Raw genomic sequence first — 5491 nt, 5'->3', positions numbered from 1 at the left:
GCTTCGCCTTACCCGGCCTGCTCTCTGCTCAAATCTTCACCCAACTGCAATACAATCGACATCTGCGCCTTCTACTGTCTTCGCAAGACGGCAGGAGGAGTGACCATGTTTAGCCTCGATAGCGTTCTCGACGATCTTTGGCCTCAGGCGAGGCCCGCACCCTGGCAAAAAAGTCTGTTAAAAAGACTGTTCTACGAAGACGAGTTTCAGCAGTTTGCCGCCGCCCACCGCCATCTAAAAGGACTGGATATGGTGGAGCAGGTTCTGGAACACCTTGATATTCTCTGCACCGTTTCCGCCCGCGATCTCGAACAAATCCCCGAACATGGCCCGCTGGTCATTATTGCCAACCACCCGACGGGTACGCTGGACGGTCTGGCGTTGCTGTACGCCGTCTCCCGCGTGCGGCGCGACGTTAAAGTCGTGACCAACCGGATGCTGACCCACCTTGAGCCCCTCAGCTCGCTGTTTATTCCGGTGGACAATATGGGCGGCAGGACGGCGAAGTCGTCGCTGGTGCAGATGGAACAGCACCTGCAAAACGCGGGCGTACTGATCTTCTTCCCGGCAGGCGAAGTTTCCCGCCCCACGCGCAAAGGCATTCGCGATAAGAAATGGCACTCTGGCTTTATCAAACTCGCCGGCAAGCTGCGCGTCCCGCTGCTGCCGGTGCATATTCAGGCGCACAACAGCCTGATCTTTTACGCCAGCACGCTGGTCTCCCCGACGCTGTCGATGCTGCTGCTGATGCAGCAGATGTTCCGCCGCCGCCACAGCCAGCTGCCGATTAAAATCGGCCAGCAAATTGCGTGGCATCACTGGCACAGCGCCACCCTTTCGTCGCGTGAGATGGCCGAGCAGTGCCGTCAGCACGTGATGCGTCTTGGCAAGGGAGTGCCCGGCGTCTTTAAAACCCAGTGCGCGATTGCCCGTCCGGAAGACAGGGCCACTTTGAAGCGCGCGCTGGCGCAGGCCGAATCTCTGGGCAAAACCAGCGACGGGAAAACCATCTATCTTTGGCAGCGCAACGGTCAGGAAGACGCCCCGCTGCTGCGGGAGCTGGGCCGCCTGCGCGAGATTGCCTTTCGCGCGGTGGAGGAAGGGAGCGGCAAACGCCGGGACACCGACAGCTACGACGATGATTATCTGCACCTGATCCTGTGGGATGAGGAGGATCTGGAGATCGTCGGCGCGTATCGCTTTATGCCGACGGCCATGCAGATCGAAAAGCGCGGCGTTGAGGGGTTGTACAGCTATAGCCTGTTCCACTACGACGACAAAATGCAGGACGTGCTGGCACACGGCATTGAGCTGGGGCGCAGCTTTATTCAGCCGCGCTACTGGGGGCGCCGCGGCCTGGACTATTTATGGTCCGGCATTGGGGCGTATCTGGCGCGTTATCCGCACTACCGCTACCTGTTTGGCCCGGTCTCGATTTCCGGTGGCTTACCGCCTGCCGCGCGGGATCTGCTGGTGGCATTTTACCGCCTGTGGTTCCCGGCGACGCATCCGCTCGCCGCCTCGCGCCAGCCGTATCCCGCGTCCCTGCCGGACGTCCTGGCGCAGTTTGGCGGCGTGGATTACGTGGACGATCTGACGAAGCTGAAATCCCTGCTCGGCAATCTTGGCTGCGGCATTCCGCCGCTTTATAAGCAATATTCCGAGCTGTGCGAGCCCGGCGGCGTGCAGTTTATTGATTTTGGCAGCGACCCGGCGTTCAACAACTGCGTTGACGGGCTGGTGCTGGTGGATTTGTGTTACCTGAAGGCGAACCGCTATCAGCGGTATATTGAGGCGCACCTTTAAATGTGCGGTATTTTGTAGGCCGGGTAAGGCGTAGCCGCCACCCGGCAATTGTGCACCGTTTTCGCCGGGTGGCGCTGCGCTTACCCGGCCTACAGGTACTACAGGATCAGGGGCGGTAAAACGGCTTATCGCCCAAAATTGTCGCCCGCTGCATAATCCGGCGCTGCGGCAGATAGTCCGCATTGGCATAATGCTGCGTCACGCGGTTATCCCAGATCGCCAGATCGTTCTCCTGCCAGCGCCAGCGCACCTGGAACTCCGGCTTGGTGATATGCGCGAACAGGAAACTGAGCAGCGCCTCACTCTCTTTTTCCGTCACGTCCACAATGCGCGTCGTGAAACCTTCGTTCACAAACAGCGCCTGCTTGCCCGTGACCGGATGGGTCCGCACCACCGGGTGCAGCAGCGGAGGATGCTTCGCCACCGCCTCCTGCCAGCGCTGATGCTCCTCTTCCGTTTTACGGTACTTGTACTCCTGGAACGATTTTTTGAAATCGTGCTCCGCCCGCAGCCCGCTCAGCAGCGTCCGGAACGGCTCGGAGAGCGCCTCATACGCCGCAATGCCGCTGGCCCACAGCGTATCGCCCCCCGTCTCCGGCAGCAGCTTCGCCGCCAGAATCGCCCCGGCGGGCGGCGTCTCGATAAAGGTCACATCGGTGTGCCAGTTATCGTTATCCGGCGGGTTATCGTTATGGGTGTCGAGGACGATAATCTCCTCCACCCCTTCCGCATGCGGATAGACCGGGTGGATATGCAGATCGCCAAACCGCAGGGCCAGCGCGCGCTGCTGCTGCGGGGTGATCGCCTGTTCGCGCAGGAACACCACCTGATGACGCAGCACCGCGTGGTACAGCTGCTCGAACTGGTTATCGCTTAGCGGACGGGTCACATCCAGGCCCGATACCTGTGCGCCAATGTACGGCCCCAGCGGGGTAATGGTCAGACGTTCACTCATTGTATTTCTCCATGCCAGGGCGTCAGGCGGCGCTGTAACGCGCGCAGCCCCAGTTCTAATCCGAAGGCAATCGCGGCGATCACCGCGATCCCTGCCAGCACCACGTCAGTCGCCAGGAACTCACCCGCCGACTGCACCATAAACCCTAACCCTCGCGTGGCGGCAATCAGCTCAGCCGCCACCAGCGTGGACCAGCCCACGCCGAGGCCGATGCGCAGCCCGGTTAAAATCTCCGGCAGTGCGCCCGGTAAAATCACGAACAGCAGCACCTGCGTACGGCTGGCCCCCAGCGACTGCGCCGCGCGGATCCGCACCTGCTGGGCGCTCTTCACGCCCGCCAGGGCCGACATGGCCACCGGGGCGAAAATCGCCAGATAAATCAGCAGGATTTTTGAGGTTTCACCGATGCCGAACCAGATCACCATCAGCGGCAGATAGGCCAGCGGCGGGACCGGACGATAAAGCTCAATCAGCGGGTCGAGGATGCCGCGCACCGTCGGGCTCAGCCCCATCGCAATCCCCACGGGAATGCCGATAATCACCGCCGCCAGCAGCGCCACCAGAATACGCGCCAGGCTGGCACCTAAGTGCTGCCAGAGCGTGGCATCCATAAAGCCCTGCGGGCCGGCGATGGTAATGAGTTTGGTCAGCACCTGTCCCGGCGGCGGCAGAAACAGCGGGCTGACCCACTGCAGGGCAGCAACTGCCCACCACACCGCCAGCAGCACCAGCAGCGTACCGACGCTCAACGTGATTTGACGTGAGAAAGGCCAGCGCAGCGCCAGACGCGTGCGGCGCGTTTTTTCACTGAAGACGATGCTCATGAGAAAGCCTCCCGCTGTTCAAACACGCGGCTTAAGACGTATTCACGCTGTTCGATAAACAGCGGGTCGGATTTGATGCTGCGCACGGGTTCTCCCGCGACGTAGCGGCGGGCAAAATCCAGCGGCAAACGCTCCAGCACGCGGCCCGGCGCGGGCGAGAGCAGCACCAGCTCGGTCGCCATAAACACCGCCTCTTCGATATCGTGGGTAATCAACAGCACCTGCTTGCCCGTCTCATGCCAGAGGCGCAGCAGCAGGGTTTGCATCTGCTCGCGGGTGAAGGCATCCAGCGCCCCGAACGGCTCGTCCAGCAGCAACAGCTGCGGATTCGCGGCCAGCGCGCGGGCAATCCCGACACGCTGCCGCTGGCCGCCGGAAAGCTGCCAGATATAGCGTTTTTCCGCGCCTTCCAGCCCCACTTTTTTCAGCATCGCCCGCGCGGTTTCCAGCCGCTGTTCACGATGGATGCCCGCAAGCTGCAGCCCAAACGCCACGTTTTCCTGCACGTTGCGCCACGGGAGCAGGCCTTCATTCTGGAAGACCACGCCGCGCTCGGCGCCGGGGCCCTCCACCTTTTTGCCTTCCAGTTGAATGGTGCCATGCTGATAAGGGACAAACCCGGCGATGAGATTCAGCAGGGTGGTTTTTCCGCACCCGGACGGGCCCAGCACCACCAGCAGCTCACCGCTGTCCAGCGTCAGGTTGATGTCCTGTAAGGCGGGTTTACCACCGTAATCGGCAGACAGATTTGTAATATTCAGCATGGCGAACTCCTTATTTCACAAAACGATCGGTCACGTACTGGCTGTAATCCGCCGCTACCGCGGGCACTTTGCCCTGCTCCTTCAGGAAGGTGGCGGTATCCACAATCGCTTTGTTAACCGGCCCGCTCAGCTGCTGCACCTGCTGCGCGGGCGTCAGATAGGTATTGCCCTTCACCAGCCCCGGCACGTCCGCTTCCGGCACGCCGCTCAGGCGGGAGAGTTTCTCCAGGTTGGCGGGCTGCTTCAGCCATTCATCCGGGTTACTGATGTACGGCTGCTGGGCGTCAATCGCGCTTTTCGCGAAGGCTTTCACCACCTCAGGATGTTTCTCGGCGAAGTCTTTGCGCACGACCCACACGTCGAGGGTTGGCGCACCCCACTGGCCCACTTTTTCGGAGTCGGTCAGCACGGTGCCGTCTTTTTCCAGCTCGTTCACCGCAGGCGCCCACACATAGGCCCCGTCAATGTCGCCACGCTGCCAGGCCGCGATAATCGCCGGCGGCTGGAGGTTGATGATTTGAACCTGACCCGGCTTGATGCCCCAGTGTTTCAGCGCCGCCAGCAGGCTGTAGTGGGTGGTGGAGATAAACGGCACGGCGATGCGTTTGCCGATCAGGTCTTCCGGTTTGGTGATGTTTTTCTTCACCACCAGCGCTTCAGAGTTACCGAGCTGCGAGGCGAGCAGGAACACCTCAATCGGCACCTGCTGGCTGGCCGCAACCGCCAGCGGGCTGGAACCGATATTGCCGATCTGCACGTCGCCGGAGGCTAACGCACGCACCACGGACGCGCCGCTGTCGAACTTGCGCCAGTCGACCTTCGCGCCGCTCTCTTTGGCAAAGGTGTTATCCGCCTGCGCGACTTTCGCCGGTTCCGCAGAAGTTTGATACGCGACGGTGACGTCCACCGCCTGCGTCTGAAATGCCCACAGCGCCAGTGCGCCGAGTAGTGTGATTCGCGATGAAATTGCCATAGTACCTGCTCCCCTTGTTGTTATGAGGGCAGTATTTCCAACGCGGGAATTTTGATAAAGGAATAAAAATGAATCGCTCATAACGATTCGTTTTTAGATAAAAAATGGGAAAGGATAGTTGGTTTTGTGCGGTTGTTTTATGCCGGGTGGCGCTGCGCTTACCCGGCCT

Annotated in this window: 5 protein-coding genes; 1 reads left to right on the top strand and 4 read right to left on the bottom strand. The window is 60.8% G+C overall.

Going from position 1 to position 5491, the window contains the following annotated elements; all coding sequences use genetic code 11:
- The first annotated feature begins 105 nt into the window (after positions 1-105).
- Positions 106-1806: a lysophospholipid acyltransferase family protein gene (locus B498_RS00805; RefSeq protein WP_008503404.1), complete on the top strand. Its 1701-nt coding sequence runs from the start codon at positions 106-108 to the stop codon at positions 1804-1806.
- Positions 1807-1912: 106 nt separating this feature from the next.
- On the opposite strand, the gene tauD is transcribed toward B498_RS00805, so the two are convergent.
- From tauD to tauA, 4 genes are read right to left on the bottom strand one after another with little or no spacing between them, the layout of a single operon-like run.
- Positions 1913-2761: a taurine dioxygenase gene (tauD, locus tag B498_RS00810; protein ID WP_008503402.1), complete on the bottom strand. Its 849-nt coding sequence runs from the start codon at positions 2759-2761 to the stop codon at positions 1913-1915.
- A complete protein-coding gene (tauC, locus tag B498_RS00815; protein WP_008503401.1) occupies positions 2758-3585 on the bottom strand; it encodes a taurine ABC transporter permease TauC in 828 nt (275 codons plus the stop codon). Before tauC ends, tauD begins: the two co-directional genes overlap by 4 nt.
- On the bottom strand, positions 3582-4349 hold the full coding sequence (gene tauB, locus B498_RS00820; protein ID WP_008503400.1) for a taurine ABC transporter ATP-binding subunit: 768 nt from the start codon (positions 4347-4349) through the stop codon (positions 3582-3584). Before tauB ends, tauC begins: the two co-directional genes overlap by 4 nt.
- Positions 4350-4359: 10 nt before the next feature.
- Complete coding sequence (gene tauA / locus B498_RS00825) at positions 4360-5322, bottom strand: taurine ABC transporter substrate-binding protein (RefSeq protein ID WP_008503399.1); 963 nt, start codon at positions 5320-5322, stop codon at positions 4360-4362.
- Between the last annotated feature and the right edge of the window lie 169 nt (positions 5323-5491).

The organism is Enterobacter sp. SST3 (assembly GCF_000286655.1).
GTDB lineage: Bacteria > Pseudomonadota > Gammaproteobacteria > Enterobacterales > Enterobacteriaceae > Enterobacter > Enterobacter roggenkampii.
This window is presented reverse-complemented; position numbering and strand designations above follow the sequence as displayed.

Coding starts and splice junctions, on each gene's coding strand:
- B498_RS00805 (WP_008503404.1), top strand. CDS start 106: ATGTTTAGCCTCGATAGCGTTCTCGACGATCTTTGGCCTCAGGCGAGG.
- tauD (WP_008503402.1), bottom strand. CDS start 2,761: ATGAGTGAACGTCTGACCATTACCCCGCTGGGGCCGTACATTGGCGCA.
- tauC (WP_008503401.1), bottom strand. CDS start 3,585: ATGAGCATCGTCTTCAGTGAAAAAACGCGCCGCACGCGTCTGGCGCTG.
- tauB (WP_008503400.1), bottom strand. CDS start 4,349: ATGCTGAATATTACAAATCTGTCTGCCGATTACGGTGGTAAACCCGCC.
- tauA (WP_008503399.1), bottom strand. CDS start 5,322: ATGGCAATTTCATCGCGAATCACACTACTCGGCGCACTGGCGCTGTGG.